This window comes from Terriglobales bacterium (assembly GCA_035457425.1).
Taxonomy (GTDB): Bacteria; Acidobacteriota; Terriglobia; order Terriglobales; family Acidobacteriaceae; genus JACPNR01.
In genome coordinates this window covers 1-24,473 of the sequence record DATIBR010000052.1, presented here as the reverse complement: position 1 = coordinate 24,473, position 24,473 = coordinate 1, and the positions used below count along the sequence as shown (strand labels likewise).

Annotated in this window: 20 protein-coding genes; 10 read left to right on the top strand and 10 right to left on the bottom strand. The window is 68.0% G+C overall.

The features are described from left to right. Positions 1 to 53 precede the first annotated feature (53 nt). Positions 54 to 2,783, top strand: coding sequence for an AMP-binding protein (locus VLA96_03830; protein HSE48317.1), 2,730 nt, complete (start codon positions 54 to 56; stop codon positions 2,781 to 2,783). An 87-nt stretch (positions 2,784 to 2,870) separates the two neighbouring features. Further along, the gene (locus VLA96_03825) at positions 2,871 to 3,281 is read left to right on the top strand and encodes a bleomycin resistance family protein (protein ID HSE48316.1); all 411 of its coding nucleotides are present in this window, start codon (positions 2,871 to 2,873) and stop codon (positions 3,279 to 3,281) included. A 1-nt stretch (position 3,282) separates the two neighbouring features. On the opposite strand, the gene xerC is transcribed toward VLA96_03825, so the two are convergent. From xerC to ligD, 4 genes are all read right to left on the bottom strand, one after another. Further along, complete coding sequence (gene xerC, locus VLA96_03820) at positions 3,283 to 4,173, bottom strand: tyrosine recombinase XerC (protein ID HSE48315.1); 891 nt, start codon at positions 4,171 to 4,173, stop codon at positions 3,283 to 3,285. Then, positions 4,170 to 5,096, bottom strand: a complete 927-nt coding sequence (xerD, locus tag VLA96_03815; GenBank protein ID HSE48314.1) for a site-specific tyrosine recombinase XerD — start codon at positions 5,094 to 5,096, stop codon at positions 4,170 to 4,172. The genes xerC and xerD overlap by 4 nt, the downstream gene beginning before the upstream one ends. Before the next feature lie 119 nt (positions 5,097 to 5,215). Then, entirely contained in the window at positions 5,216 to 5,914 is a 699-nt protein-coding gene (locus VLA96_03810; protein ID HSE48313.1) for a DUF72 domain-containing protein, read from the bottom strand. 145 nt (positions 5,915 to 6,059) lie between these two features. Beyond that, positions 6,060 to 7,103: a non-homologous end-joining DNA ligase gene (ligD, locus tag VLA96_03805; GenBank protein HSE48312.1), complete on the bottom strand. Its 1,044-nt coding sequence runs from the start codon at positions 7,101 to 7,103 to the stop codon at positions 6,060 to 6,062. A gap of 128 nt (positions 7,104 to 7,231) precedes the next feature. Here ligD and VLA96_03800 point away from each other — a divergent pair, with 128 nt between their 5' ends. Continuing rightward, positions 7,232 to 8,047 carry a nucleotidyltransferase gene (locus VLA96_03800; protein HSE48311.1) on the top strand — a complete coding sequence of 272 codons (816 nt, stop codon included), beginning with the start codon at positions 7,232 to 7,234 and terminating at the stop codon, positions 8,045 to 8,047. Between the two features lie 16 nt (positions 8,048 to 8,063). Further along, a complete protein-coding gene (locus tag VLA96_03795; protein ID HSE48310.1) occupies positions 8,064 to 8,771 on the top strand; it encodes a metallophosphoesterase in 708 nt (235 codons plus the stop codon). A gap of 22 nt (positions 8,772 to 8,793) precedes the next feature. On the opposite strand, the gene VLA96_03790 is transcribed toward VLA96_03795, so the two are convergent. After that, the gene (locus VLA96_03790) at positions 8,794 to 10,668 is read right to left on the bottom strand and encodes an Ig-like domain-containing protein (protein HSE48309.1); all 1,875 of its coding nucleotides are present in this window, start codon (positions 10,666 to 10,668) and stop codon (positions 8,794 to 8,796) included. Between the two features lie 238 nt (positions 10,669 to 10,906). Between VLA96_03790 and VLA96_03785 the strand changes: the two genes are divergently transcribed. From VLA96_03785 to VLA96_03765, 5 genes are all read left to right on the top strand, one after another. Further along, positions 10,907 to 11,692, top strand: coding sequence for a DUF4097 family beta strand repeat-containing protein (locus VLA96_03785; GenBank protein ID HSE48308.1), 786 nt, complete (start codon positions 10,907 to 10,909; stop codon positions 11,690 to 11,692). A gap of 110 nt (positions 11,693 to 11,802) precedes the next feature. Continuing rightward, a complete protein-coding gene (locus VLA96_03780; GenBank protein ID HSE48307.1) occupies positions 11,803 to 12,807 on the top strand; it encodes a choice-of-anchor P family protein in 1,005 nt (334 codons plus the stop codon). Between the two features lie 63 nt (positions 12,808 to 12,870). Next, entirely contained in the window at positions 12,871 to 13,542 is a 672-nt protein-coding gene (locus VLA96_03775; protein HSE48306.1) for a UdgX family uracil-DNA binding protein, read from the top strand. Positions 13,543 to 13,600: 58 nt separating this feature from the next. Next, positions 13,601 to 14,617 carry a radical SAM protein gene (locus tag VLA96_03770; protein ID HSE48305.1) on the top strand — a complete coding sequence of 339 codons (1,017 nt, stop codon included), beginning with the start codon at positions 13,601 to 13,603 and terminating at the stop codon, positions 14,615 to 14,617. A 102-nt stretch (positions 14,618 to 14,719) separates the two neighbouring features. Next, the gene (locus VLA96_03765) at positions 14,720 to 16,741 is read left to right on the top strand and encodes a M13 family metallopeptidase (protein HSE48304.1); all 2,022 of its coding nucleotides are present in this window, start codon (positions 14,720 to 14,722) and stop codon (positions 16,739 to 16,741) included. A gap of 90 nt (positions 16,742 to 16,831) precedes the next feature. On the opposite strand, the gene VLA96_03760 is transcribed toward VLA96_03765, so the two are convergent. The 4 genes from VLA96_03760 to VLA96_03745 form a co-directional block, all read right to left on the bottom strand. Next, on the bottom strand, positions 16,832 to 17,512 hold the full coding sequence (locus VLA96_03760) for an RNA polymerase sigma factor (protein ID HSE48303.1): 681 nt from the start codon (positions 17,510 to 17,512) through the stop codon (positions 16,832 to 16,834). A 165-nt stretch (positions 17,513 to 17,677) separates the two neighbouring features. After that, positions 17,678 to 19,189 carry a M20/M25/M40 family metallo-hydrolase gene (locus VLA96_03755; GenBank protein HSE48302.1) on the bottom strand — a complete coding sequence of 504 codons (1,512 nt, stop codon included), beginning with the start codon at positions 19,187 to 19,189 and terminating at the stop codon, positions 17,678 to 17,680. Positions 19,190 to 19,236: 47 nt separating this feature from the next. Beyond that, entirely contained in the window at positions 19,237 to 20,073 is an 837-nt protein-coding gene (locus VLA96_03750) for a response regulator (GenBank protein ID HSE48301.1), read from the bottom strand. A gap of 21 nt (positions 20,074 to 20,094) precedes the next feature. After that, complete coding sequence (locus VLA96_03745; protein HSE48300.1) at positions 20,095 to 22,218, bottom strand: response regulator; 2,124 nt, start codon at positions 22,216 to 22,218, stop codon at positions 20,095 to 20,097. 289 nt (positions 22,219 to 22,507) lie between these two features. Here VLA96_03745 and VLA96_03740 point away from each other — a divergent pair, with 289 nt between their 5' ends. Further along, positions 22,508 to 22,780, top strand: a complete 273-nt coding sequence (locus VLA96_03740; GenBank protein HSE48299.1) for a DUF4242 domain-containing protein — start codon at positions 22,508 to 22,510, stop codon at positions 22,778 to 22,780. Here VLA96_03740 and VLA96_03735 read toward each other — a convergent pair. After that, positions 22,781 to 24,473 (bottom strand): tetratricopeptide repeat protein (locus tag VLA96_03735; GenBank protein HSE48298.1); only part of this gene is annotated, 1,693 nt, incomplete at its 5' end. It abuts the gene before it with no gap.

The window sequence follows — 24,473 nt, the reverse complement described above, 5'->3', positions numbered from 1 at the left end:
AGAGCGGCTACAGCTAATATTCAGGCCTGTCTCCCAGCCCCAGCCCCGCTCTGATGACGGGTTTCTACAGCTGCTTCTCTGAATCCGCGGAAAAATGGCCACAGAACGTGGCGATCGAGGTGCAGCGCGAGCGCACCGTCGAGCGCCATACCTACGCCGAGCTGCGCCTGCGGGCGGAATCGGTGGGCCGCTGGCTGCACCAGCAGGGCGTCGCGCGCGGGGCGCGCTGCGCCTTCCTCGGCAACAACGGCGCGCGCTGGGTGGCGGCGTACCTGGGAACCATCGCCGCCGGCAACGTCGCCGTGCCGCTCGACACCGCCTTCAAGCCCGCGCAGATCGCCACCCTGCTGCGGGACAGCGGCGCTACGCTGCTGTTCGTCGACGAGCGCTACCTCGAGACGGCACGCGAAGCCACCGAGGGCATGAACCTGCGCTTCGTGCTGCTGGAGGGCGCGGCGCCCGGCGTGGAGAGCGTGGAGCGCATCTTCGCGGCCGGGCCCGGCGACTTCCGCCCGTTCGCCCCGAAGTCCCTCGACGACGCCTGCGTCATCCTCTATACCTCCGGGACGACCAGCGACCCGAAGGGCGTGGTGCTCACGCACGACAACATGATGGCCGAGGTCGAGGCCGTCTTCAGCTTCGTGCACATCCAGCCCACCGACTCGATCCTCGGCGTGCTGCCGCTGTTCCACTCGCTCGCCCAGATGGCGAACCTGCTGCTGCCGTTCGCGGGCGGCGCGCGCGTCGTTTACCTGGAGACGCTCAACACCAACGAACTGTTGCGCGGCCTGCGCGAGCGCGACATCACGCTGTTCTGCTGCGTCCCGCAGTTCTTCTATCTCATCCACGAGCGCATCCTGAAGGAAGTGGCGGCGCGCGGTCCGATCGCGCGGCAGGCCTTCCGCGCGCTGCTCGGGGTCTCGACCGCGCTGCGCAAAGTCGGCATCAATCCCGGCAGGCTGCTGTTCCGGGGCGCGCACGAGGCGCTCGGGACCAGCATGCGGTTCCTCGTCACCGGCGGCTCGCGCTTCGACCTCGACGTCGCCAAGGACCTGTATGCGCTCGGCTTCGACATCCTGCAAGCCTATGGGCTGACCGAGGTCACCGGCGGCGCCTTCGCCACGCCGCCGGACGACAACGTGCTCGGATCAGTGGGGAGGCCGCTCAAAGGCGTAGAGGCGAGACTGGTCGGAGAGCCGGCGGCGTTGAACGGCGACGGCAAGGCGTCGGCCGAGGTCGCGCTGCGCGGGCGCACCGTGATGCAGGGCTACTACAACCGGCCGGACGCCAACGCGCAGGCCTTCCGCGACGGCTGGTTCCTGACCGGCGACCTCGGGTACTTCGACGATGGCGGCAACCTCTTCATCACTGGCCGCGCGAAAGAGGTGATCGTCACCGCCAACGGCAAGAACATCTATCCGGAAGAGATCGAGCAGCACTACCTGCAATCGCCGTGGATCAAGGAGATCTGCGTGGTGGGCCTGGAGTCGAAGCCCGGGCAGCGGCTGGAAGAGCGGCTGCACGGCGTGGTCGTGCCCGACTTCGAGATGCTCAAAGAGAAGCGCATCGTCAACATCAACGAGGTCATCCGCTTCGACATCGAGACGCTGTCCACCAAGCTCACGCCCGCCAAGCGCATCCTGAGCTACGAGATATGGAAAGAGGAGCTGCCGCGCACCACCACGCGCAAGCTCAAGCGCTTCGAGATCCTGCGGCGCGTGGAGGCCGGCGAGGGCGCGAAGCAGGAGGAGCGCGGGCCAGTCGAGGTCACCGCGGAGGACGAGAGCTGGATGCTCCAGCCGCAGGTGGCGGAGGCGCTGGCGCTGATCCGCGAGGCCGCGCGCGAGCATGGCGAGCAGGTGGCGCCGGCGGCGAACCTGGAGCTCGACCTCGGCCTGGATTCGATGGAGCGCGTGGAGCTGCTGGTCGCGCTCGAAAAGCATTGCAACGCGCACGTGCCGGAGTCGCTCGTCTCCGAGGTCTACACCGTGCGCGAGCTGGTGGAGGCCGTGCTGGCAAGCGCCGGCCAGGGCGCGCGCCGCGAAGAAACCGGCTGGGACAACGTGCTGAGCGTGGAGTCCGACGACCCCGACGTCCACGCCATCACGCGCCCGCGACTGCTCTCCACGCTCTTCTGGTTCGTCTTCGGGCGCTTCGTGGGGTTGTTCACGCGCGACTTCTTCGAACTGCGCGTCACCGGGCTCGAGAAGCTGCCGGACGAGGGCCCGTACATCATCTCGCCCAACCACCAGAGTTTCGTGGACGCGCCCGTGCTCGTCGCGCTGCTGCCGTGGAAGCTTTACCGCCAGCTCTTCTACGTGGGGACGAGCGAGATCTTCGGTTCGGGCTTCGGGCGGTGGCTGGCGCGCACCATCAAGCTCATCCCCGTGGACCCGGACGCGAACCTGGTGCCCGCGATGCGCGCCGGCGCTTACGGGCTGCGCCACGGGCGCGTGCTCGTGCTCTACCCCGAAGGCGAGCGCTCCATCACGGGCGAGCCCAAGACGTTCAAGAAGGGCGCGGCCATCCTGGCCACGCACCTGCAGGTGCCGATCTATCCCGTCGCGATGGACGGCTTCTTCGAAGCGTGGCCGCGCGGCAAGAACTGGTTCCAGCGCTTCACGCGCATGCGCATCGCCGTCGGCGACCCCGTGGTGCCGCCGCCCTCACCCGGTCCGAGCCCGGAGCTGACCTACGCGCAGCTCACCGCGGAACTGAAGCGCCGCGTGATGGACATGTGGGTGCCGATGCACGAGCAATTAGCGATAAGCGATAAGCGATAAGCAAGATCCAAGAACAGCCGGGTTTGGGCGGTTTGGCTTATTGCTTATCGCTTACTGCTTATCGCTTCTCTGCTATCATCCGCCGCCATGAAAGTAGAGAGCCTCGTCCCGATCCTCAACGTCTCCGACATCGCCGCCACCTTCGCCTGGTTCGAGAAGTGGGGCTGGAAGAAACTCTGGAACTGGGGAGCGCCGCCGAACTTCGGCGCGGTCGGTGCGGATAAGTGCGAGATCTTCCTCTGCCGGGGCTACCAGGGCGGTCGCGGGCGCGGCGCCAACAAAGCCACCTTCGGTCCCGAGGGCGATGAAGCCGCGGACAAAGGCGTGTGGATGTCGGTGTTCGTCGACGACGTGGACGCGGTGCACCAGCACTGCCTGGCGCAGGGACTCGAGATCACCTTCCCGCCCACCACCATGCCGTGGAACGTCCGCGAGATGCACGTGCGCCACCCCGACGGGCACGTCTTCCGCGTGGGCACCGGCGTGGCGTGCGAGTAGCTTATTTCGCGCGCGGGTGCGACTTGTCGTACACCGCGAGCACGTGCTTCATGGAGAGCTGGGTGTAGCGCTGCGTGGTCGAGAGCCGCTCGTGGCCGAGCAGCTCCTGGATGGCCCGCAAGTCGGCGCCCTCTTCCAGCATGTGCGTGCCGAAGGCGTGGCGCAGGGTGTGCGGATGCACGTCCGGGGGCAGGCCCTTCGCCACCGCGATGGCCTTCACGATGCGCCCGACGGAGCGCGTGGTGAGCGGCCCGCCGCGCCGGTTCACCAGCAGGGCGCGGGTCGTCTTGTTCGCGAGCGCTTCCTGGCGCTTCGGCAGGTACGCCGCGAGCGCCTCGCGCGCGCTCTCGCCGAACGGCACGAAGCGCTCCTTCTTCCCTTTGCCGCGGATGAGGATGGCTTCGTTCGACCAGCGGATGTCGTCGAGCCGGATGCCGACCAGCTCCGAATTGCGGATGCCGCAGCCGTAGAGCAGCTCGAAGATGAGGCGGTCGCGTTCCGGGAAGCTCGCGCGCTCGGGCATGGGCGCGTCGAGCACTGCGTTCATCTCCTCGATGGTCGGGACGCGCGGCAGCTTCTTCGGCAGGCGCGGCGTCGAGACCAGTGCCGCCGGGTTCTGCTCCACCTCGCCCTCGCGCGCCAGCCAGCGGTAGAACGAGCGCAGCGCGGCCAGGGTGCGGGCGACCGAGGTCTTCGACAGGTTCTGGTCGTAGAGGTGGGAAAGGAAGCGGCGGATGGCGACGTGGTCCACCTTGGCCGGGTCCACCTCGCCGGCGAACGCCGCGAAACGGGCCAGGTCCTTCGCGTAGGCGCGCAGCGTGTGCGGCGAGGCGTTGCGCTCGGCGCGCAGCGTGCGGAGGAACGACGCGATGTGCTTCTCGAGCTTCTTCATTCCGTGACCTTGTGCCTGCGCGCGCGGGGATGATGCGCGGTGTAGACCGACTTCAGGCGGTCGAGCGCGACGTGCGTGTAGATCTGCGTGGTCGAGATGTCGGCGTGGCCGAGGATGGTCTGCACAGTGCGCAGGTCGGCGCCGCCTTCCACCATGTGCGTCGCGGCGGAGTGCCGCAGCATGTGCGGCGAAGTCTTGCGGCCGGCAGCGCTGCCCGCCGCGCGCACCAGCTTCCACACCATCTGGCGCGTCAGCGGCCGCCCACTGCGCGCGACGAACAGGTACGGCGACCGCGCTTCTCCCGCCAACTTCGGGCGGCCTTCTTTCAAGTATTCGGCGACGGTATCCAGCGCCGCCTTCCCCAGCGGTACGATGCGCTCCTTGTCCCCCTTGCCGCGGACGAGCAGGTAGCCGAGGTCGAGCTTCACGTCCTCGAGCTTGACGGTGGTGACCTCCGAGACGCGCAGCGCGCCGGCGTAGAAGACTTCGAGCATGGCGTGGTCGCGCAGCGCGAGCGCGGGAGCGAGCTTGCTTTCAGCACGCGGGGCGGGGTGCTCGAGCATGCGCGTGACCTCGTCGCGCGCCAGCGACTTCGGCAGCACCTTCCACTGCTTGGGCGAGTCGAGGTTGAGGGTGGGGTCGTGCTCGATCATGCGGTCGAGCAGCAGGTACTTGTAGAGGTGGCGCAGCGCCGAAAGCTTGCGCGCGATGGAGCGCCCGTCCACCTGGTGCGAGAAGAGCTGGTCGAGGAAGGCGCGCACGTCGTCGCGCTTCGCGTTGAGCAGCGTGCGACGCCGCTTCGCCAGGAAGTCGGCGAACTGCGTCGCGTCGCGGCGATAGGCTGCCACGCTGAGCGGCGCGAGTCCCTTCTCGACCTTCAGGTAGTCGAGGAAGGAGGCGAGGGTCTGGCCGTTGTCCGCCATGGGAAGACTGTAGAACGTTATCGGACACTGAGGAATAGCGAGGATGGTGCGGACGCCAGCGATCGCAGATTGCAGATTTTAGATCGCAGAATGGGCCGGTCTATTCTGCAAATCTGCAATCAGCAATCTGACTTCAAAAGTTCTTCCGCGTACATCGTGCCGGCCGGGTCGTCCTCGTGCTTGTAATAGACGTAGACGTCGCCGGGATGCGCGCTGACGCGTTTGCGGATCTTCTCGCGCTCCGCCGAGGTGTACTCGCCCTTGCGCATTCGGTAGTAGACGTAGTCTGCGGTCGCGACCTCCGGCACCTCGAGCTTCTCGCTCTCGGCGATGCAGAGCGCGACGTTGGCCTCGCGCAGCATCCCGTAGATGCGCTCCTGGAACCACGAGGCGTGGCGGAACTCGAACGCGAAGCGCATGGTCGCCTTGGGCAGCAGCGGCAGGAACCCGCCCAGCAGCTCGGGGTCGGCTTTCAAGAACGGCGGCAGCTGGAAAAGCACGACGCCGAACTTCCCTGCCTCGCAGAACAGCTGCAGCGAGCCGAGGAAGGCACGCGTCTTCTCCTCCGCGTCGCGCAGGCGCTTGACGTGCGTGATCTCCTGCGGCGCTTTAAAGGTGAAGCGGAAGTGCGCGGGCGTGGCCGCCAGCCACGAGGTCGCCAGCTTTTCGGTCAGGTAGCGCCGGAAGGTGTAGTTCACCTCGACGGTGTTCAGCCGCGTGGCGTAGTACTCGAGGAACTTCTTCGAGGGCGTCTTGGGCGGATAGAACGCCGGCTTCCACGACGGATACGCCCAGCCCGATGTGCCCGCGTAGATCATCGTTCCAGTTAAACCCACGCGTTCTGCCGCGACAAGCGAAAAGCTTCAACGCAGAGACGCAGAGAGCGCTGAGAAGAAAGAAGATAAAGCCTCGGCGAGCTCTGCGCCTCGGCGTTGAAGCTGCTCGTCCGGGGTGGCGGGGCGTCTACTTGGCTTTGCGCTTCCTGGACATCATCGCCGCGCGCGCCTTGTTGGCGGCGGTCGGGGCGGGCGGCTTGCGGCTGCGGGCGAGGTTGGGCTCTTCGCCCACCAGCTCCTGCCGCAGTTTTTCCAGCCTCTCCAGCGAGGGCAGCTTCTGCTTCAGCTTGAGCACCGGCTCGAACAGGTCGCCGAGCTTCTCGACGCGCTTCAGCACGTCGTCGGAGGTGAAGACCAGCAGCTCCGCATCTTTCTTCTTCAGACACTTCTCGACCTCGTCCCAGGTGATGGGGGTCGAGACGGTGGGCCGCTCCTTCGCGCGCAGCGAGTAGACGTTGACGGTGGTCTTGTAGTCGTCGTTCTGGCTCCAGTCCACCAGGACCTTGTTCGTGCGCAGCGACTTCTTCATGTCGCTGACGACCTTGTCGGGATGCACCGCCTCCATCAGCCGCGCCATGGCGTGCGCGAACGGCTTGGTCTCGGCGTACGTGACCGCCGTGTTCAGCGGGATGTACACCTGCATCCCCTTCGAGCCCGAAGTCTTCGGGAACGCCTTCATGCCGAAGCGCTCGAAGATGCCGCGCACCCAGAGCGCGACCTCGCAGCATTGGACGATGTTCGCGGGCGGGCCGGGGTCGAGGTCGAAGGCGATGCAGGTGGGGCGCTGCATCTCCGGGAACTTCGAGAGCGAGGTGTGGAGCTCGAGGTCGGCGAGGTTCGATGTCCAGACCAGCGTTGCCAGGTCCTGCGCGAGCACGTAGTGGATCCAGCGGTTGTTCCCCGGGCTCCAGATCTTCGCGGTCTGCACCCACTCGGGCCGGTGCTTGGGCGCGTTCTTTTCGTAGAAGTGGAAGCCGTCGACGCCTTCGGGGTAGCGCTTGAGCGTGAGCGGGCGGTCCTTGAGGTGCGGCAGCGCGACAGGCGCAATGCGCGCGTAGTAGTCGATCACCTGGCCCTTGGTGAAGCCGACCGCGGGATACAGCACCTTGTCGAGGTTCGACAACGAGAGGTGCTTGCCCTGGATCTCGACGGTCTGTTTCTGGCTGGCCACACGCGCTCCTGAAGTCTGCGATTCTCGCCGCTCCCGCCGCGTTGCCGCAATATCCAGCGGGGTTCCTGCGCCGCATTTTCGGCGGCGTAACCCAACACGCGGAGGAGCAGCTACATCCAATCATCGCCATGCCGAATGGCGACAAACCGCTGCCGGTCTCGACCTCGGTACAGCCCACGCTGCCGCCGGAGCAGAAAGCGTGTTTCTGTCACGTGCTCGAGCTGATGAACGAGCAGGGCTTCCCGTACGTGGTCTCGGGCGCATTCGCGCTGCAGGAGCACACCGGCATCTTCCGCGACACCAAGGACCTCGACCTGTTCTGCACAGCCGAGACCGCCAGCAAGGCGCTGGCGTTCCTGAGGACGCAAGGCTTCCAGATCGAGCTGACCGACCCGGTCTGGCTGGGCAAGGCGTGGCGCGAGGAGTTCTTCGTGGATTTCATCACCGGCATGTCGAACGGCGTAATCCGCGTGGACGACTCGTGGATCGCGCGCGCTTACCCGGAGAAAGTCCTGGGGGTGCCGTCACGGGTGCTCGCGCCCGAGGAGCTCATCGCCTCCAAGGTGTTCGTGGATTTCCGCGAGCGCTTCGATGGCGCCGACATCGTGCACGTCATCTTCGCGACCAAGGGCAAGCTCGACTGGCAGCGTCTGCTCACGCTGCTCGACGGCCACACCGAGCTGCTGTTCTGGCACCTGGTGCTCTTCCATTACGTCTACCCGGCGCACTCGCAGTACGTGCCGCACGCGGTGTGGGACGAGCTGATCGAGAACTTCACGCGCGAGCTCTCCGAGCCCGACAGGCGGGCGCGCTTCCGGGGCGCGCTCATCGACGAGCGCATGTTCGCCATCGACGTGCAAGGGTGGGGCCTGCCCGACCTGCTGAAGGAAGCGCGCGCGGCCAAGCGCGAGCGCATCCGCGCGCCGGAGTCGGAAGCCGCCTGAGCGAGCACGAGCCGCCATGCGCATCGCCGCCATCGCCGACCTGCACTTCTCCCCGCAAAGCTACGACCGCATCCGCGAGGCGATGCAGCGGGTGCGCGACGAGGCCGACGTCCTGGTGCTCGCCGGCGACCTCACCAACTTCGGCAAGCCGGAAGAGATGGAATCGCTGCTGAACGCGCTGGTGCGCTTGCGCATCCCGATCGTCGCGGTGCTCGGCAACCATGACTACGAATCCGGCAAGCAGGAAGAGCTGATCAAGATGATGTCGACGGAGGGCGTGAAGGTGCTGGACGGCACCGCCTACGAGCGCGACGGCGTCGGCTTCGCCGGAACCAAGGGCTTTCCCGGCGGATTCGGGCGCGGCGTGCTCACCGCCTTCGGCGAGCCGGAGGTGAAAGCCTTCGTGCAGGCATCGCTGGATGAGACGATGAAGCTGGAGCGCGCGCTCATGCAGTTGCGCGCCGAAAAGCGCGTCGCCGTGGTGCACTACTCGCCCGTGGTCGACACCGTGCGCGGGGAGCCCGAGCAGATCTTCCCGTACCTCGGCAGCTCGCGGCTGGCCGAGGTCATCGACCGCCACGCCTGCAACCTCGTCATCCACGGCCACGCGCATCACGGCGCGCCCGACGGCAAGACCACCGCCGGCATCCCGGTCTACAACGTGGCGCTCGCCATCAACCAGGCGCAGACGCCGCCGCAGGTCTACCGCGTCTTCGAGCTGTAGCGGCGGCGTCCCGCCCGCGCTCTCATTGCACGGTGACGTTGACCGTGCTCTTCACGATCACGCCATTCACGTCCTTCGCCTGCACGGTGACGCGGCGGGCGCCTGCGGCCATCGGTACCTGCGCGTCGAGCGTCGCGCCATTAACCGTCAGCACCGCTTTGCCATCCACGTAGACCTGCACGAACTTGATGGGGGCGGTGCTTGCCGCCGCGGCCCACACGCGCACCGGCGAAGCCGGCGTGGCCCCCTGAGCCGGCGCGCAGATCGCGACGCCCGATGCCGGCGCGGTGCAGGTCGGCGGCGGAGGAGGCGGTGGGGGTGGGGGTTGTGGGTCCGGGTCGTCCGCGCCGGGAGGCGGCGTGCTCACGGTGATGGACGCGCTGACTTTCGTGATCAAGCCACTGGTGTCCTTCGCCTGGACCGTCAACCGATGCGTGCCGTCGGCCACCGCCAGCTGCTCGTTCAGCTCCGCGCCCGAAACGGTCTTCTGCGCGGCGCCGTCGAGATAGATCTGCATGAACTTGATCGGCACGGTGCTTCTCGCGGCGGCCGTGACGCTCACCGGCGAAGCGACCGTGCTGCCGTTGGTAGGAGTGCACATGCGCACGCCGTTGAAGTCGATGGTGCAGCTGCCTGAGGTCGTCTGGTCCGGCACCGCGAACAGCTCCACCTGGTCCGAGAGGCCGGGCCACGCGAAGCTGTCCCGCCCATTCACGGTCGCGCCGGTCAGGCTCGCCTGCACGCTGTCCACCGCCGGCGCCGGGACCGCCAGCGCGTAGCGACCACTCGCGTCGGTGGTCGCCTGCACGCCGCCCGCGCTCACAGTCGCGCCCTCGGCGCCCAGGCAATCTTTCGAGGTTCCCGCGCGCGCGTAACGCACGCGGCCGGCGATCGTCCCCTGGCCCGATTGCGCCGCGTACGCACTCATCGGAAAGCTGAACCGGTTCTCGGCATCGGTGAGCCACGCCGTTTGTCCCAGCGACTCGCGGTAGGGCGAGTAGGTCTGGACGTCCACGGTGTTCGTCGCGGGGTGGAAGGTGTAGATGCGCAGCCAGCCGTCGCCGCCATTGGCCGCGTCCTGCCAGTCCTGCAGCGTCTGCATCACGAGCCGCCCGTTCTTGCCCGCATCCAGGCGCTTGCTCTGCGGCTTGCGCGAGACGTGACCGCTGAGGACAAGGAAGATGTTCTCGTACTGCGAGACGAAGCTGCGCCACACCCGGTCCGGATCGTTGCCGTCGGGTACGCTCATGTCGTTGGTGTCGCACTCGTCCACGCGCGTGTCGTCGACATACATGAAGCTGTGCGTGACCACGATGACGGGAGCGGCCGGGTACTGCGCCAGGACCGACTCCGCCCACGCCAGCACCGCATCGCGCGGATAGAACTCCAGCACCAGCAGCAGGTACTGCGTCCCGCCGGCCGTCAAGGTTGCGTAGAAGTTCTCGTTGCTACCGTTGTAGTTGCCGCGATAGACGGGCGACGTCGCGTAGCGCGCCGGACCAAACCAGGTGTTGAAGGCGGCCGCGCCGCGGGTCTTTGGATTGAAGTTGTCGTAGTCGTGGTTCCCGATGGCGAGCAGGTAGGGTACCTGCGCCCCATCGAGCGTCTTGATGGCCGCGTCGGCGTTCTGCCACTCCGTGGCCGAATCCCAGTGGTTCACCATGTCGCCCACGCCGACCACGAGCTGGATGTTCCGCTCGGCGCGGTGGTCCGCGATCCACTGCGTCTGCTGCTGAAAGATCTGCGGATAGTACTGGGAGTAGTTCTGCGGGTCAGGAAGGACGACGATGGAGAAATCGTCGCTGCTTTGCGCGGCCGTGAAGCGCACCACGCTGAGCACTACAAGGGCGAGAAGGACCAGCCGCCGCCACGCGGCGACGGCTTCGTCGGTTGTCATGAGGCCAGAGACCGGCATCAAGCCGGACTTTCCCCTACGCAGGACCGCGGCCGGTCGAGCTGGCTGTCGGGTGTGATAGTTACTGCGTGGTTATTAACTCTATTAGAACACTGCGGAGCGTGCTGTGCCGCCAAGCGGGGCGACAAATCGCGCTGCAGCTCACGATTTCCAGCGGCTCTGCCGTATTCCCCGGAACCGAGCAGCCGGACCATGCGTAACCTGCAGCGGAGGGGTTCGTATGCGCCTGAAGCTGCTGCTGGTGGTTGCGCTGCTGGTATCCGCCGCCCACGCCGATGTCTGGAACAAGCACTACGCCGTCAGCGGCGAGCCGAGCCTCTACCTGAAGGCGGGCGACGGCCACGTGCGGGTCACCAGCTCCGATTCGCCGGAGATCTCGGTCCGGGTCGTGACCGACGGCTATCGCATCGCGCCAGACGAGGTGACGATCGAAGAGTCGCAGGAGGGCGGCGGCGTCCGGGTGGTGGTGCGCGTGCCGCGCGGCATGCGGCTGTGCATCGGCATCTGCGTCCGGCGGATCGAGATCGACGTGACGGTGCCGCGGCGGACCAACCTCGACCTGCGTACCGACGACGGCAACATCACGGTCGCGCACGTGCGCGGCGAGTTCCGGCTGCACACCGGCGACGGGCACATGGAGCTGCACAATCTCGACGGCTCGCTCGTGGCCTCGTCCGGCGACGGGCACATCAGCGCCGACGGCCGCTTCGACCGCCTCGACCTGTCTTCCGGCGACGGCCGCATCGAAGCCGACGCCGAACGCGGCTCCAAGGTCGCGACCACCTGGCGGCTGCGCTCGGGCGACGGCAGCGTGACACTGCGCCTGCCTGACGACTTTGCCGCCGAGCTCGACGCCACCACCGGCGACGGCAGCGTCGACGTCGATCTCCCCATGAACACGCGCGGGCGCATGCGGGAATCGCGCGTCCACGGCCTGCTCAACGGCGGCGGCGGGCTCATCAGCGTCCACACCGGCGACGGGCACATCCGCATCGGCAGGCTCTGAGTCGGCGCGCCAGTCCCCATGCAGCAAACCCGCGAGGGATCGCTCCCGTCAAACAGAGTAGCGGCGGGATCGACCCACGGCGCAGGTACCACCCGACGCGAGGGCCCCAGATGAAGAGGTACCTGTACGTCCTAGCAGTACTTTCCCTACTCACCAGCCTAGCCAGCGCCACCGGCATGAGCTTCCGCGGCCAAGCCACGGTCGTCAACGCGACCGTGCTCGGCAGCAACGCAAAAGTCTCAGACACCGGTTCGCTCGGCGCCAGCGGCGGAGCGCGCAGCACCGCGCTGGTCACCTTCCACAACACGCTCGGCGTGGTCTCCGGCTCGGTAGCCGGCGCTTCGACCACCGGGTTCGGCAACAAGACCGTCTCGCAAGCCAGCGTCGCCGATCTCGAGCTGAACGTCGGCGGCAACCTGATCAACGCCAAGCTGCTCGCCTCGTACGCCCAGGCACTGAACACGGGCGGCGTGCCGGCGACGAGCGGCAACTCGGTCATCCTCGGGCTGACGGTCAACGGCAAGGCGATCATCGTCTCCGGGGCGCCGAACCAGAAGATCGCGCTGCCGAACGGCTACGTGATCATCAACCAGCACTGGCACTCCGACGCTGCCTCCATCACCGTGATCGCTCTGCGCGTGGTGGTCAACGGCACCGCCGACGTGCTGATCTCGCGTGCCAACGCCGGCGTCGGCCCCTGCACGTCGTGTGTCCCCGGCACCTGCAGTGGCACTCCCAATTGTTCCAACCCCAGCGACTTCGTGATCGGTAGCGCATCGTTCAAGCTCTCATCTACTGCTCGCGCGAACCTGGATCTCTCGGTCGGCAACAACAACGGCACCAAGGGCGGAAACCTCGTTTTCGTCGATGCCGCTGCCAATGTCACCGCGAAAGTCACTGCTATCACCCGCTACGACGTGGTGAGCGCCACCAAGCGGCACATCGAGGCGCTCGCCGAGGTCAACGGACAGGCGAACGTCAAGCTCACGCTCGATGTGACCGACAACGGCACGCCCGACAACCTGGACTACGTCAGCCTGAAGCTCGCGACCGGCTACTCGCTCAGCGCGAACGTCAACGCCGGCTTCCTGCAGGTCCACAAAGCCTGCAACTGACGCCGTCCCTCGCCAGGCTGCGACGGTGCAACCACAAGCCGTCGCAGCCTGTTCTTATTGGATATGGCGCGCAAGGGGCTCACCGCCAAGGCCGCCGTGCCCACCGCGGCCCCGTTCGTCCCACCCAGCCGCAACCTGCGCGTCTTGGCGAAGGCCGCGCAGGACTGCAAGGGCTGCGACCTCTGGAAGGGCGCGACGCAGGCCGTCTTCGGCGAGGGCAGGCCGCACGCCAAAGTCATGTTCGTCGGCGAGCAGCCCGGCGACAAGGAAGACCTCGCCGGCAGACCCTTCGTGGGACCGGCGGGCAAGCTGCTCGACCGCGCGCTGCAGGAGGCGGGCATCTACCGCGGCGAAGTCTACGTGACCAACGCGGTCAAGCACTTCAAGTGGGAGCCGCGCGGCAAGCGCCGCATCCACAAGAAACCCAACGCCATCGAGATCCACGCCTGCCGCCCCTGGCTCGACGTCGAGCTCGAAGCGGTGAAGCCAGAGGCCATCGTCTGCCTGGGGGCCACCGCCGCCCAGGCCGTGCTTGGCCGCCAATTCCGGCTGACGCAGCACCGCGGCCAGCCGGTGCCCTCCCCGCTGGCGCCGATGGTGACAGCCACGGTCCACCCCTCCGCGCCGCTGCGAGCTCCGGACGACGAGAGCCGGCGGCGGGTGATCGCCGCCTTCCTCGCCGACTCAAGGCGAATCGCCCGGATGTTGCGGCGCTACGAGCGCAAGGCGGCTTGACAGCCAGCCCCTGCCGGCGTATCTTCGCCATTTGTTCGCTTAACGATACGGTAAACGCATGTCTGCGGCGCTCTTCCCCATCCTCGACCGCGACGCCGAGCGCAAGCCGCTGGTCGGCATTGCGCGCCTGGCGGCGCAGGGCGAGCACGTGCGCGACGGGCACAACGTCGAGTACCTGACGCTGCCGGTCCGCTCGCTGCTCAACAAGTGCGATTCGCCGCGCATGCCGTTCACCTGGACGGTCAATCCGTACCGCGGCTGCGAGTTCGCCTGCAAATATTGCTACGCGCGCTACACGCACGAGTTCATGGAGCTGCGCGACCCGCTCGATTTCGAGCAGCGCATCTTCATCAAGCAGCAGGCGGCGGCGCTGCTGCGGCGCGACTTGGGGAAGATCAAGCGCGGCGAGTCCATCGCCATCGGCACCGCGACCGACCCGTACCAGCCCGCGGAGAGGCGCGCGGAGATCACGCGCGCGGTGCTGGAGGAGCTCGCGCTGCATCGCGGGCTCGACATCGGCATCGTGACGAAGTCGAACCTGGTCGTGCGCGACATCGACGTGCTGCGCCGCGTCGCCCAGCACAACGCGCTCTGGGTGAACTTGACGGTCACCACGACCGACGCCGAGCTCGCGCGCATCCTGGAGCCGCGCGCGCCGCGCCCCGACCTGCGGCTCGACGCCATCCGGCAGCTCAACACCGCGGGGATCCCGGCCGGGGCCGGCTGCGCGCCCATCATCCCGGGCATCACCGATCCGCCCAAAGCGCTGGAAGCGGTGGTGCGCGCGGTCGCCGAGGCGGGTGGGCGCTGGATCTTCTCCAACGCGCTCTTCCTGAAGCCGTGTTCCGCCGCGGTCTTCCTTCCCTTCCTCGAAGAAAAGTTCCCGCACCTGGTCGCCGACTACCGGCGGCGCTACGCGGGGCGGGCGTTCCTCGACCAGGCGTACCGCAAGCGCATCTCGGCGCTGATGCACATGCTGCGCCGCAAGTATTCCATCGCCGCGCGCGAGGACGAGATCGAGAGGGTCTCGGCCGGCTACGAGGCTGCCGCCGAGCAGCAGATGAGCCTGTTCTGAATCTCGTCCTCACCAAGCCGCGCCGGCCGCGTCCTACAGATTGACCATCCCAGCGGGAAACGTGTATCAATCGAGGTTCTTCCGTTCTCCCAGGAGCCAGTCATGCGCCGTCGGTGGGTCGTCCTGTTGTTCGCGCTCTGTTCCCTGCCGCTGTTTGGGCAATCCAGCCAGCTGAAGTCGATCGTGGTCTCCGACATGGACCGCAAAGTGGAGCCGTGCGACGACTTCTACGAGTACGCCAACGGCGCGTGGCGCGCCGCCAATCCCATCCCGGCGTCGATGCAGCGCTGGAGCCGCCGCTGGAAGTCCGGCGAAGACAACAAGGAGCAGCTGAAGGTCATCCTCGACGAAGCCGCGGCGGGCAAGGGGTACGCCCAGGGCTCGGTCGACCAGCTCATCGGCGATTTTTACGGCGCATGCATGGACGAGGCGCGCATCAACCAGCTCGGCATGAAGCCCGCCGAGCCGCTGCTGCGCGAGATCGAAGCGATGAAGACGCGCGGCGACGTGGAGAAGATGATCGGCCGGCTGCACGACATCGGCGTCAACGTGCCGTTCGGCATCTACAGCTCGCCTGACAATCACCAGCCGACGCGCACCATCGCAGACGTCTACGCCGCCGGGCTCGGCCTGCCCGACCGCGACTACTACTTCAAGCCCGAGCCGCGCTTCGCCGAGGCGCGGGCGAAGTACCAGGCGTACATCACGCAGATGTTCCAGCTCGCGGGCGCGAGCGACGCCGATGCGGCCGATGCCGCGAAGACGGTCTTCGCCTTCGAGACCAAGCTCGCCGAGGCGCACCTCGACAACGTCGCGCTGCGCGACCCGCAGGCCACCGACCACCCCACCACCTTCGCGCAGCTCCAGAAGATGACGCCGCACTTCGGCTGGGCGGCCTACTTCAAGCGGGCGAACATCCCGACCGCCGACCTCACAGTCGACCAGCCGAAGTTCATGGCGACGGTGGACGCGGCGCTCGCCAACGACCCGGTCGCGACGTGGAAGACGTATCTCAAGTGGCAGCTGCTGAACTCCGCGGCGCCCGCACTGGCGGTCCCGTTCGAGAAGGCCAACTTCGACTTTTACCAGGCCTATCTTGGCGGCGCCAAGGAGATGAAGCCGCGCTGGAAGCGCTGCGCCGAGCTTGCCGACAACCTGCTGGGCGAGGCGCTCGGCAAGAAGTACGTCGAGAAATACTTCCCGCCGGAAGCCAAGGCGCGCATGCAGGAGCTGGTGCACAACGAGCTGCTGGCGATGAAGGACATCGTCGAAGGCCTCGACTGGATGAGCCCGGAGACGAAGAAGAAGGCGCTGGAGAAGATCGCGACCTTCAACCCGAAGGTCGGGTATCCCGACAAGTGGAAGGACTACAGCAAGGTCCGGATCACGCGCGGCGACTTCTGGGCCGACGTGGTGGCGGGCAACGAGTTCAACGTGGCGCACGACCGGGGGTACATCGGCAAGCCTACCGACCGCGGGCGCTGGGGCATGACGCCGCCGACCTCCAACGCCTACTACAACCCGCTGCTGAACGAGATCGTGTTCCCCGCCGGCATCCTGGTGCCGCCGGCCTTCAGCGTGGACAACGTGGACGCGGTGAATTACGGCGCCATCGGCGTGGTCATCGGCCACGAGATCTCGCACGGCTTCGACGACCAGGGCGCGCAGTTCGCCGCCGACGGCCGCCTGCAGAACTGGTGGACCGCCGACGACCTGAAGAAGTTCCAGGAGAAGACCGCCTGCGTGGTCGACCAGTTCGACAACTACTACATCGAGCCGAACATCCACCACAACGGCAAGCTGGTGCTGGGCGAGTCCATCGGCGACCTCGCGGGCGCGAAGATCGCCTACGTCGCCTTCCAGAAGGCGCAGCAGAAGAACCCGGCGCCGACCATCGACGGCTTTACCCCCGACCAGCAGTTCTTCATCGCGTGGGGCCAGTTCCGCGGCGACGCCATCCGGCCCGAGACGCAGCGCCTCATGGTCCAGGGTGACCCGCATCCGACCGGAAAGTACCGCGTGATCGGGCCGCTCTCGAACCTGCCGGCGTTCCAGAAGGCGTTCTCCTGCAAGGCCGGGACGACGATGGTCCGCCCGCCTGAGAAGCGGTGCGACGTCTGGTAGGGCGGATCGGCCGCAGCAGAACGCAGATGGACGCGAGATAAGACCTATCTGCGTTTTTCCGCGTTCACCTGCGGCTAAGACGCAACGCTCTTACTCGATGCGCTCGAAGACGTGCTTGACGACGCGGTCGCAGCGCGTCGCGGGAAACAGGAAGGCCTCGGTGCTCGAAGCCTGCGCGGCGCGGAAGAGGTTGCGGCGCAGCATGGCGCGCGCGCGGAACAGCCGGGTCTTCACGTTGTCGGCGCCGATGCCGAGCGACGCGGCCGTCTCTTCGGTGCTCAGGCCCTCGACCTCGCGCAACATGAAGACCTGCCGGTAATCGAGCGGGAGCTTGTCGATGGCCTCTTCCAGCAACGCGCGGGTCTCGGCGGTGGCGGCTTGCGTCTCAGGGCTCATACGCGGATCCGTTACGGCGACGACTTTCGGCGCGCCGTCCTCGTCAAAGGTCTCTTCCAGGGAATCGAAGCGGGCGGCCTTGCGCATGCGCCCCAGGGCCTCGTTGACCGCGATGCGCGTGAGCCAGGTGGAGAGCTGCGCGCGCCCCTCGAACTGCCGCAGCGCGCGGTAGGCGAGCACGTAGGTTTCCTGGAGCACGTCCTCGGCCTCGGCTTCGTCGCGCACGATGGCGCGCACGGCGCGGTAAAGCCGCTGGTTGTGCCGCCGCATCAGGATCTCGTACATCGCCGTCTCGCCCTCCAGGATGCGCGCGACCACCTGCTCGTCCGTCAGGGCCGCGCCCTGGGCTAACACCGTGCTGGTGGCTGGAGACATGGGTTTTTCCCGTCCCTAGGAATAGAGATGGGCGTGGACGTTCGGTTGCAACTATTTTTCGCTCCGCGGAAAAGAGCCACACCCACCACAGAGACACAGAGGCACAGAGGCACAGAGAACAACATTAATACGATTTTCTCTGTGTCTCTGCGTCTCTGTGTGGACTCAGCTGGCCGCCAGCTCGTACAGGTACTCGACGTAGGACTTCACCGCGCCGTCCCAGCCCGCGACCTTGGGATTGGAGGACTCGATGACGAAGTACTCGTCGGGGGCGTGCGCGCCGGAGCCGTGTCCCAGGCCGAAGTGGCCGGCGGCCAGCTTCAGCGGCTCGCCGGTGAAGACGTAGCCCGGCCAGGAACCGGCGTTGCGCGGCAGGATGATCGGGTCGATGCCGTGGTTCTTGTAGACCTTCTCCTCCACCTTGATGAGCTTGGCGTCGGGCGCCGTCGCGTTGGGGTCGTAGCCGCCGGTCATGTTGACGTCGATGTCGCCGAAGCCGCGCTTGGCGAGGTGCGCCTTCAGCTTGGCGAGCGTGTCGGCCGCGGTCATGTCGGGGACGAGCCGCAGGTCGAGCTTGGCGACGGCCTTGTGCGGCAGGATGGTCTTGCCGCCCGGCCCGGTGTAGCCGCCCACCAGGCCCTCGATGTTCACCGTCGGCTGCGAGACCAGCATCTCGATCGAGGTGCGGAAGTCGACGTCGTTGATCCAGTGCTTCACGCCCAGGGACTTCTTCGCCGTCTCCTCGTTCAGGCGCGCGGCGGCGACCGCGCACATGCGCTTCTCTTCCGCGCTGATGGGCCGCGCCTTCTCGAAGAAGCCGTCGATGGCGGGCGTGTTGCCGTCGTCCTTGACCAGCGTGTTCAGCGCCTTCACCAGGTGCCAGGCCGGCGAATCCACCCGCGCCTTGAGGCTGGAGTGGATGTCCTTCGCCGGTCCGCGGCCCCAGCGCTCGCCGGAAGAGGTGAGCTCGCACTCGATCACGCCCTTGGCGCCGAGCGCGGTGGTCACGCTGCCATCGGGGCTCTGCGAAGCCGACGGCATGAAGATGCCCTCCGTCTGCTTGAGCGCCGCCAGCACTTCCGGCCGGCGCACGACCTGCGGGAAGTGCGGCGAGCCGATCTCCTCCTCGCCCTCCGCGACCAGCACCAGGTTCACCGGCAGCTTCCTGCCGGCGCCCTGGATGGCGTGCAGGGCGGCGAGGAAAGCGGCTTCCGGGCCCTTCTGGTTGACGGCGCCGCGGCCCATCACCACCTTGCCGAAGCCCGGCTTGTCGATGATGCGCGCCTCCCAGGGCGGCGACGACCACTCGGCCGGGTCGACCTGCTTCACGTCGTACATGAAGTAGAGGCCGAGCGTCTGCGGCGCGCCGGCGTCGAGCGTGGCGAAGATGCCGGGCTGGCCGTCGGTCGGGATCTTGGTGACGCTCTGGAAGCCGGCGTCGCGCAGCATCTGCATGGTCAGCTCGCAGCCTTCGTTGACGCCGCGGTTCTCCGCCGCGATGGAGGGCTGCTTGATCCAGGCCTGCAGGCGCTGGACGCTCTCGTCGTGCCGCTTCTCGACTTCCTTGTAGATGGCGTCGAGGTCGCCCGCCGTGGCGGACTGGGTGAAGGCAAAGCGCGGCATGGCCATCGCCGCGCCGGTGACTGCTGCGCCGTAAAGGAGCTCTCGCCGGTTCATGGCCGGAAACGATAAGCCCGGGGGCGCGGCCGTGTCCAGCGCACGGGTCAGCGCGAGGCGGTCACTTCGAGCGCCTGCTGCGCCTGGGTCGCGGGATAGAACTCGCGCAGGCGCGCGACCAGCTGCTCGAGGTCGGGCGGCTTGGTGAGGAAGCGGTCGGCGCCCGCGGCGAGCGCGACCCGCGCGCCCTGCTCGTCGGTCGAGCCGCTGACCACGACGATGGGGATCTCGCTCCGGCGGCTGAAGGACTTGAGGCGCCGGATGACCTCGAGGCCGCTCCCGGAGGGCAGTTCGAGGTCGAGCACGACGGCGTCGATGCGGAAGGCGTTCAGCACGCGCAGCGCTTCCGGGATGTCGGCGGCGAACATGGTGGCAAAGCCGGCGCGCAGCAGGCGGTTGGCGATCACGTTGGAGACGACGATGTCGTCGTCGATGACGAGTACGTTGCGCACAAGAGCCTCCGGCGGCGGCAAGGGTTCGACTTTCGGTGGGGGCGAGCGGTGGACGATGCGCGGGCGCGGCGAATCCACGCGCGCGGCGCAGCGCTCGAGGATCTCGCACAGGCGCTCGAGATCGGGCGGCTTGAGCAGGAAAGCGTCCGCGCCCTGCTGGAGCGCGGCGTTCTCGTGCTCCGCGTTCCCCGTCAGGACGATGACCGGGATCATGGCGGTGTTGGCGGAGCTTTTCAGCCGGTGCAGCACCTGCAGCCCGCTCCCGCCCGGCATCTGGACGTCGAGGACGACGGCGTCGGGACGCAGCTTCATGCACATCATCATGGTCTGCATGGTGTCGAAGGCGACGGTGGTGCGGTGTCCCGCGTCGTGGATGCGCGCGCAGAGCAGTTGCGTGGTGGCGCGGTCATCGTCGGCGATCAGGACGTGCATCGGCTTCCTCCCCGTGCGGCCTCAGGCCAGCACCGACAGTTCCTGCTCCAGCACGCCGAGCTCGTATTCCAGGCGCGAGACGACGGGCGCGGCATCGCGCAGGTCGCCCGCGCGGCCCAGTTCCTCGAGCTCGCGGCTGACCGCGAAGGCACGCCCGGCGGCGAACGTGGCCGCCATCCCCTTCAGGCAGTGCGCGATGCGCGCGAAGCCTTCGGCATCGCGGAAGGCGAGCGCCTGGCGCAGCTCCTCCAGCTTATGGCGCGCGTCGGTGCGAAACAGCGCGAGCAGTTCGGCGAGCAGCGCGGCATCGTCGCCCACGCGCTCCCGCAGCTCGCCCTGGTCGAACGCGGGCTGCGCCGCCGCGCTCTCGCGCCCGGGCGCGGCGCAGTAGCGCGCGAGCGCCTCGGCCAGCTCGCCGCGCGCCACGGGCTTGGCGATGTAGTCGTTCATGCCGGCAGCCAGGCAGCGCTCGCGGTCGCCCTTCATCGCGTAGGCCGTCATCGCGAGGATGGGCACGTTGGGATCGAAGCGCCGGATGGCGGCGGCGGCCTCCAGGCCGTCCATCTCGGGCAGCTGCACGTCCATCAGGATGGCGTCGAAGTGGGAGTCGGCGGCGTGCCGGACCGCGCTGCGGCCGTCGGGCGCGAGGGTGACGGCGTGGCCCATCTTTTCCAGCAGCGCGCGCGTGACCTTCTGGTTCACCACGTTATCCTCGACCAGCAGCAGGTGCAGCGCGCAGGGCGTGCCGGGGCCGGCGGGCGCCGGCTCGGGCGCGCGGCGCAGCAGAGCATCGCGCAGGGCGCGCACGCGCACCGGCTTGAGCAGGCACTTCTCGATCTCGAGCTCGCGGCAGCGCGCGACGTCGCCCTCCTGCTGGTCGGAAGAAAGCAGCAGCACGCGCAGGCCGGCGAGCTGCGGGTCGCCGCGGACGGCGCGCGCCAGATCGAAGCCGTCCATGCGCGGCATCTGGACGTCGCTCAGCAGCACGGTGAAGGGCCGGGCCGCGAGCGCCGCGCGTAGGTGCTCGAGCGCGGCGGGCCCGTCGGCCACGGCCTCGGCCATGACACCGAGGTGCGCCAGCATGCGCAGCAGGATGAGCCGGTTGGTCGGATGGTCGTCGACGACCAGGACGCGCAGCTCCGCCGGCCGGACGAGCGTGACCGGCAGCGGCGCCTCCGCGCCCGCGCGGCCGAACGATGCCGTGAAGCGGAACGTGCTCCCCTTCCCCACCTCGCTCTCCACCGTGATCTCCCCCTGCATGAGCGCGACCAGGCGGGCGGCAATGGCCAGGCCCAGGCCGGGTCCGCCAGAGCGGCGGTGCACCGCCGGCTCGACCGCATGGAAGGCGTCGAACAGGCGCGCGCGCTGCTCCGCGGGGATGCCGATGCCGGTGTCGCGCACCGTGAAGGCGAGCGCGATGCGATCTTCGTCGTTCGCGAGCACTCCGACGCGCAGCACCACCTCGCCCTGGGTGGTGAAGCGGAGCGCGTTGCTCAGCAGGTTGAGCAGGACCTGGCGCAAGCGGCCGGGGTCGCCGACGACATAGGCCGGGACGGCGGGGGCGATCTCGCACATGATCTCGACCTGGTCGCCGTGGACGCCGGCGGCCACGGTGCGGACGGCGTCCTCCACCGTCTCGGCCAACTCGAAGGCGACGTGGTCGAGTTCCAGCCGGCCGGCCGCCATGCGCGAGAAGTCGAGGATGTCGTCGACCACGCCGAGCAGCGTCTGGCAGGAGCGCCGCGCGACCTGCAGATACTCGCGCTGCTCGGGGAGCAGGTCGCCCTGCAGCGCCAGCTCGACCATGCCGAACACGCCGTGCAGCGGCGTGCGCAGCTCATGGCTCATGTGGGCGAGGAAGCTGATCTTCTCCTGGCTGGCCATGTCGGCTGCGGCGACCGCGTTGCGGATGCCGGCGTTGCAGGCCTCGCGCTCGCGCTCGCGGGCGAGCAGCCGGCGGCGCAGCCACAGCCCCTTGGCCAGCGCGGCGAGGAATAGCGCGACGCCGGCGACCACGCTCCAGCGCTCGAACGCGGCATGGCGCGCCGGCGCCACGGGATGAAACTGCATGAGCGCCAGCAGGAACGCGCCCACCACGCCCGCCGTCACCAGCGGGACCAGCAACCAGCGAGAGGGCTCGCGCACGATCACATCGACCCCTTTTCGGATTCGACTACTTACGTTGCACTTCAGCCACCACTCGCAAGAAGCTGAAAAGAAGCGGCATAGCGGTGCCCGCCAGGCGCGGCCGGGGCTCCGAGGCGTCCCAGATCGGCATCGGTTCCCGGATTGGGCGTCCAGCGGAGCAGAAACTCTCGTATAGCAACGTCCGGCTGGACCAGGAGGTGTCGGGGGCAGGGGCGGGGAGCCGGCTCTTGCCGTCCGCAAAACGCGGCGCGAATGATTCTGCTAATATTTTTTCCGAGGTGGGCCAATGCCGCAATTCGTGATCGAGCGCGAGATTCCCGGGGCGGGAAAACTGTCGGACGCTGAGCTGCAGGCCATCGCCGCGAAGTCCGTCGGCGTCCTGCGGGACATGGGACCGGAGATCAAGTGGCTGCACAGCTACGTGACCGGCGACAAGGTGTACTGCGTGTATCTCGCTCCCGATGAGGACACCATCCGGGAGCACGCGCGGCGGGGCGGCTTCCCGGCGAATCGCATCTCGGCGGTGCGGCGGCTGATCGACCCGACGACCGCGGACTGATCAGGCGGGGCGCGGGGTGCTCAACCCCTGCGCCACCTCTTTGCCGACGACCTCTTCCACCACTTTCGCCAGCGGCAGGCTGTAGCCTTCCATCCAGGCGCTGGTGCCTAGCGCGCCTTCGAGCGCGGCATGCGCGGGCTTCAAGGCGGACTCCAGCGCGCTGTTCTGCGCGGGTGTGAGCGGCGCTCCCACGCGCTCGCGCAGCGCGGCCGCCGCGCCCGCCAGGCGGAGCGCTTCGGGCGCCTTCCCCTGTGCGACCGCCGAGATGGCCAGGCTCTCCAGCACGCGGGCGATCCCGCGCTTGTGCCCGAGTTCCTGGAAGATGCGGATGCTCTCCCCGAACAGGCGCTGGGCGCCGGCGAAATCCTGCTGGTCGCAATCCAGGCTGGCGAGATCACAGAGCACGCTGGCCCGGCCCCAGCCATCGTGCAGCTCGCGGAACGCGGCCAGCGCCTGCTCGTAGGCAGAGCGCGCCGCGGCGAAGTCGCGCTGCTCGCGCGCCATGTCGCCGGTGTAGTTGAGTGTCCAGGCGGCGCCGGCCTCGTCGCCGATGGCGCGGAAGGTGGCGAGACATTCCTGGTAGAGCGTACCGGCGCGGGCGTAATCGCCGAGGAGCTTGCTGGCGCTGGCAAGGTTGCTGAGAGCGCGCGCGACGTCGACCGGGGCGCCCAGCTCGCGCCAGATCCCGACGCACTGCTCGAACAGCTCGGCCGCCATGCTCAGCTCGCCGCGATCGCGCGCGTTGACGGCGAGCGCGTTGAGCGCCACCGCGACGCCGCGGGTATCGCCGAGCGCGCGGCAGACCGCGAGGCTCTGCTCGAGCAGCTTCTGCGCCGAGCCGTAGTCGCCCTGCTCGCCCGCCAGCACGGCCGAGGAGAACAGCAGCCGTGCGCGCAGCTTCGTCCCGGCCTGGCTGCCCGGCACCGCCAGCAGGCGCGCGAGCTGCGCGCGACCCTCGGCCAGGTGCTCGCGCGTCTCCCAGAAGCGGAAGAGCGCGGCGCCCAGGCGCAGCCCCCAATCGGATTCCCCGGTGGCGACGAGGTAGTCGATGGCGGCGAGGAAGTTGCGGTGCTCGGCGTCGAAGCGCGCCAGCCAAGCCGGGTCGCTGACGACCAGCTCGGAGCCTTCCTCCGCCAGCACCAGGAAGTATGCCGCGTGGGCACGCCGCACCGCGGGCTCCTCGCCCGCGGCCGCCAGCTGCTCGCGGGCGTACTCGCGGATGGTGGAGAGCATGGTGAAGCGCGCCTCGGCGCCGGCTTCCTGCACTTGCTGCACCAGGCTCTTGTCGGCGACCGAGGCCATGCCGTCGAGGATGTCGAGACCGAGATCGCCCTTGGTGTCGCAGACGGCCTCGACCGCCTCCAAGGTGCAGCCTCCGATGAAGACGGCGAGGCGGCGGACGAGCATCTGCTCGGCGGATCCGAGCAGCTTGTAGCTCCACTCCACGGTGCCGCGGAGCGTCTGCTGGCGAGTGGGCAGGTCGCGCGCGCCGCCGGTCAGCAGGCTGAGCGAGCTTTCCAGGCGGGCGAGCATCGCCGACGGGGAGAGCAGCTTGATGCGCGCGGCGGCGAGCTCGATGGCGAGCGGCAGGCCGTCCAGGCGCTGGCAGATCTGGGCGATGGCGCGTGCGTTCTCGGCGTCCAGCGAGAAGCCGGGATGGACTTCCTGGGCGCGCTCGACGAAGAGGCGCACC